The sequence below is a fragment of the Streptomyces sp. WELS2 genome, from assembly GCF_013870595.1.
Lineage (GTDB): Bacteria > Actinomycetota > Actinomycetes > Streptomycetales > Streptomycetaceae > Streptomyces.
This window is the reverse complement of record NZ_JACBWZ010000528.1, coordinates 1-4,495: the sequence shown is the minus strand read 5'-3', so window position 1 is coordinate 4,495 and position 4,495 is coordinate 1. Positions and strand designations below refer to the sequence as shown.

The following is a 4,495-nucleotide window of genomic DNA, read 5'->3' as shown; positions in this document are numbered from 1 at the left end:
CTGGCCCTGGGGGTGGGGCGGTTCACGGCGGCGGTGGCGGCGGGGCTGCTGATCCCGGGGCCCGGGGACGCCCACTAGGCTGACCGTCATGCAGGCCACCGCATACACCTACGACCCGCAGACCCGCAGCGGACAGGTGCTCCTCGACGACGGCACCCCCGTGCCCTTCGACGCCGCCGCGTTCGACGCCGGGGGCCTGTTGCTGCTCCGCCCCGGGCAGCGGGTGCGGATCGAGACGGAGGGCGAGGGCGACGCGCTGCGGATCACCCTCGTAACCCTTCAAACCCTGTAACCGCCCTTGCACACGCCGCGGGCCGGGCTCCCTGGGGAGTCCGGCCCGGCGCGTGAGTGCCCTGGCGGCCTTACGACGTCGCCTTGCGGGCGGTCGTCTTCTTGGCGGTGGTCTTGCGGGCCGTCGACTTCTTGGCCGGGGCCTTCTTCGCGGTGACCTTCTTCGCCGGGGCCTTCTTGGCGGTGGTCTTCTTGGCCGCGGTGGTCTTGGCGGTCGCCGTGGTCTTCTTGGCGGGCGCCTTCTTCGCCGTGGTCTTCTTCGCGGCGGCCGTCGTCGTCTTCTTCGCCGGCGTCGCCTTCTTCGCCGTGGTCTTCTTCGCCGCGGCCGTCGTCGTCTTCTTGGCGGCGGCCTTCTTGCCGGCGGCCTTGGCGATGGTGGGCGGCGGGCCGGACAGGCTGCCCTTCGGCGCCTTCTTGACGGCCACCTCGCCACCACGCGGGAGCTTCTTCGAGCCGCTCACCAGGTCCTTGAAGCCCTGACCGGCGCGGAAACGCGGCACGGAGGTCTTCTTGACCCGAACCCGCTCGCCCGTCTGAGGATTGCGGGCGTAACGGGCGGGGCGGTCCACCTTCTCGAAGGAACCGAAGCCGGTGACCGAGACCCGCTCGCCCGCGACGACCGCGCGGACGATGGCGTCCAGGACATGATCGACAGCATCGGCGGCCTGCTGGCGGCCACCCAACTTGTCGGCAATCGCTTCTACGAGCTGCGCCTTGTTCACGTCTTCCCCTTCGGAGACATCGCCAGAACGAAAGTGTTCAAGCTTTTTCGCACGTTAGGCAGATATATACCGCAAATCAAACACGAAACGGGCTTATCACCCTTGTGCCGCAACGGACTCGGCCGTCTCGGACGGTTTCAACGGTCCCCTTCGGGGATCCGACCCGCGTCGAGATCCGCAGTGAACCGATCGAGCCGCCTTGCCGCGTCGGCCAGGTCGTGCTTGGCCGCGGCCGTAATGACCAGCAGCTTCCGGGTCAGCGCCACCCGTACGCCCTCCGGGACTTGCAGTGCGCGCACCCTTGCGTGCGCTTCCTTGAGTTGGTTCGCGACCGCCGTATAGAGCTGGAGTTGGCCGTCGTGTTCCATGCACAGATTGTGCCATCTGGGGCGAGTTGTCGCCTGCGCAGGGGGGCAACTACCGCCTCAATTGGCCTTCCAGGCACTTGCGAAGGAGCCGAACACAGCACTCACCTACCCAGCCAACGACCTTCGTAACACGGCAAGTTGAGAGAATCCGCAGGGTGTGGCAGGTGCGGTCGGGGGCAGACATGGCTGTACCCCCGATCGTGGCGACCGGGGGTACAGACGGGACGTCGCGGTGGCCGAAACCCGACCCTGAGGGGCCTGGCCGGCTACCGGATCAGACCGGGAGCGTGCGCGGCTTGTAGGCGGGGCGCTCCGCCTCGTAGGCGGCGATGTCGTCCTCGTTCCGCAGCGTGATGGAGATGTCGTCCAGGCCGTTCAGCAGCCGCCAGCGGGAGTTCTCGTCCAGCTCGAAGGAGGCGGTGATGCCCTCGGCGCGCACCTCGCGCGCCTCGAGGTCGACGGTGACCTCGGCGGTCGGGTCCGCCTCGGTCAGCTCCCACAGGGCGTCCACGATCTTCTGGTCCAGGACCACGGTGAGCAGGCCGTTCTTCAGCGAGTTGCCGCGGAAGATGTCGGCGAAGCGGGCGGAGATCACGGCCTTGAAGCCGTAGTTCTGCAGCGCCCAGACGGCGTGCTCGCGCGAGGAGCCGGTGCCGAAGTCGGGGCCGGCGACCAGGACCGTGGCACCCTGCCGCTCGGGGCGGTTGAGGATGAACTCGGGGTCCTTGCGCCAGGCCTCGAACAGCCCGTCCTCGAAGCCGTCGCGGGTGACCTTCTTGAGCCAGTGGGCGGGGATGATCTGGTCGGTGTCGACGTTGCTGCGGCGCAGCGGGACGGCCCGGCCGGTGTGGGTGGTGAAGGCTTCCATGATTCTCAGACTCCAGCGGGCACGGGGGCGTCGGTCAGGTCGGCGGGCGAGGCCAGGTGGCCGAGGACGGCGGTGGCCGCCGCGACCTGCGGCGACACCAGGTGCGTACGGCCGCCCTTGCCCTGCCGGCCCTCGAAGTTGCGGTTGGAGGTGGAGGCGGAGCGCTCGCCCGGGGCCAGCTGGTCGGGGTTCATGCCGAGGCACATCGAGCAGCCCGCGTGCCGCCATTCGGCGCCGGCCTCCTTGAAGACCACGTCCAGGCCCTCGGAGACGGCCTGCAGACCGACCCGCGCGGAGCCGGGCACGACCAGCATCCGTACGCCGTCGGCGACTTTGCGGCCGCGCAGGATGCCGGCGGCGGCGCGCAGGTCCTCGATGCGGCCGTTGGTGCACGAGCCTACGAAGACGGTGTCCACGGTGATGGAGCGCAGCGGCTGACCGGCCTCCAACCCCATGTATTCCAGGGCCTTTTCGGCGGCCAGGCGCTCCGAAGCGTCTTCGTACGAAGCCGGGTCGGGGACGGTGGCCGAAAGCGGCGCGCCCTGGCCGGGGTTGGTGCCCCAGGTGACGAACGGCGACAGCTCGGCGGCGTCGATGACCACCTCGGCGTCGAAGACGGCGTCGTCGTCGGTGCGCAGGGTCTTCCAGTACGCCACGGCCGCGTCCCAGTCGGCGCCCTCGGGGGCGTGCGGGCGGCCCTTGAGGTACTCGAAGGTGGTCTCGTCCGGGGCGATCATGCCGGCGCGGGCACCGGCCTCGATCGACATGTTGCAGATGGTCATCCGGGCCTCCATCGACAGCTTCTCGATGGCGGAGCCGCGGTACTCCAGGATGTAGCCCTGGCCGCCGCCGGTGCCGATCCGCGCGATGATCGCCAGGATCAGGTCCTTGGCGGTGACGCCCTCGGGCAGCTCGCCCTCGACGGTGATGGCCATGGTCTTCGGGCGGGCCATGGGCAGCGTCTGGGTGGCCAGCACGTGCTCGACCTGCGAGGTGCCGATGCCGAACGCCAGCGCGCCGAAGGCTCCGTGCGTGGAGGTGTGCGAGTCGCCGCAGACGACCGTGGTGCCGGGCTGGGTCAGGCCCAGCTGCGGGCCGACGACGTGCACGACGCCCTGCTCGACGTCGCCCAGCGGGTGCAGCCGCACACCGAAGTCGGCGCAGTTCTTGCGCAGGGTCTCCAGCTGGGCGCGGGAGACCGGGTCGGCGATCGGCTTGTCGATGTCGAGGGTCGGGGTGTTGTGGTCCTCGGTCGCGATGGTGAGGTCGAGGCGGCGGACCTTCCGGCCGCTCTTGCGCAGGCCGTCGAAGGCCTGGGGGCTGGTCACCTCGTGCAGCAGGTGCAGATCGATGTAGAGGAGGTCGGGCTCGCCCTCGGCGCGCCGGACGACGTGGTCGTCCCAGACCTTCTCCGCGAGTGTCCTACCCATCGCTTTCCCTCCGGCCGGCAAGCGTCCACCGACCCAACTAGAGATCTTGAGGGGCGGTGGCTGCCCTGTTCCGGGCCCCTGAACGTCGTGATTCCGGGCGTCCACCGCCAGGCCCGTTGGTCTTCGGGCCGTCGTGTGGTTCCAGGGTGGCGCGTTCCACGGAAAATTGAACTTGCGTTTCACAGAGTGAGACGTGAATATCGTTGCATGGACAACAGTAGCGGCGTCGGCGTTCTGGACAAGGCGGCCCTCGTCCTGAGCGCTCTGGAGTCCGGTCCGGCCACCCTCGCGGGTCTGGTCGGAGCGACCGGACTGGCACGACCCACGGCCCACCGCCTGGCCGTGGCCCTGGAACACCACCGCATGGTGGCGCGCGACATGCAGGGCCGGTTCATCCTCGGCCCGCGCCTGGCCGAGCTCGCGGCGGCGGCGGGCGAGGACCGTCTGCTGGCCACGGCGGGCCCCGTGCTCACCCACCTCCGTGATGTCACCGGCGAGAGCGCCCAGCTCTACCGGCGCCAGGGTGACATGCGGATCTGTGTGGCCGCGGCGGAACGTCTCTCCGGCCTGCGGGACACCGTCCCGGTCGGCTCCACACTCACCATGAAGGCGGGCTCCTCGGCGCAGATCCTGCTCGCCTGGGAGGAGCCGGAGCGGCTGCACCGGGGCCTGCAGGGCGCCCGCTTCACGGCGACGGCCCTGTCCGGCGTACGGCGGCGCGGCTGGGCCCAGTCCATCGGTGAGCGCGAGCCGGGCGTCGCGTCCGTCTCGGCGCCCGTGCGCGGGCCCTCCAACCGCGTGGTGGCCGCCGTCTCC

General features: G+C 70.0%; 6 protein-coding genes. 2 read left to right on the top strand and 4 right to left on the bottom strand.

Features of this window, described 5'->3' with window-relative positions; all coding sequences use genetic code 11:
* Positions 1-88: 88 nt before the first annotated feature.
* On the top strand, positions 89-292 hold the full coding sequence (locus H5J33_RS24850; RefSeq protein WP_181797103.1) for a hypothetical protein: 204 nt from the start codon (positions 89-91) through the stop codon (positions 290-292).
* 70 nt (positions 293-362) lie between these two features.
* Here the strand turns inward: H5J33_RS24850 and H5J33_RS24845 are convergent, their stop codons facing one another.
* The 4 genes from H5J33_RS24845 to leuC all read right to left on the bottom strand — a co-directional run bounded on the left by H5J33_RS24845 (position 363) and on the right by leuC (position 3,679).
* A complete protein-coding gene (locus tag H5J33_RS24845) occupies positions 363-1,013 on the bottom strand; it encodes an HU family DNA-binding protein (protein ID WP_181797102.1) in 651 nt (216 codons plus the stop codon).
* 137 nt (positions 1,014-1,150) lie between these two features.
* Positions 1,151-1,381, bottom strand: coding sequence for a hypothetical protein (locus H5J33_RS24840; RefSeq protein ID WP_181797101.1), 231 nt, complete (start codon positions 1,379-1,381; stop codon positions 1,151-1,153).
* A gap of 274 nt (positions 1,382-1,655) precedes the next feature.
* Entirely contained in the window at positions 1,656-2,249 is a 594-nt protein-coding gene (gene leuD, locus H5J33_RS24835; protein WP_181797100.1) for a 3-isopropylmalate dehydratase small subunit, read from the bottom strand.
* A gap of 5 nt (positions 2,250-2,254) precedes the next feature.
* The gene (gene leuC, locus H5J33_RS24830) at positions 2,255-3,679 is read right to left on the bottom strand and encodes a 3-isopropylmalate dehydratase large subunit (RefSeq protein WP_181797099.1); all 1,425 of its coding nucleotides are present in this window, start codon (positions 3,677-3,679) and stop codon (positions 2,255-2,257) included.
* Positions 3,680-3,886: 207 nt separating this feature from the next.
* Between leuC and ndgR the strand changes: the two genes are divergently transcribed.
* A partial coding sequence (gene ndgR / locus H5J33_RS24825) for an IclR family transcriptional regulator NdgR (RefSeq protein ID WP_181797098.1) occupies positions 3,887-4,495 on the top strand: 609 nt, incomplete at its 3' end.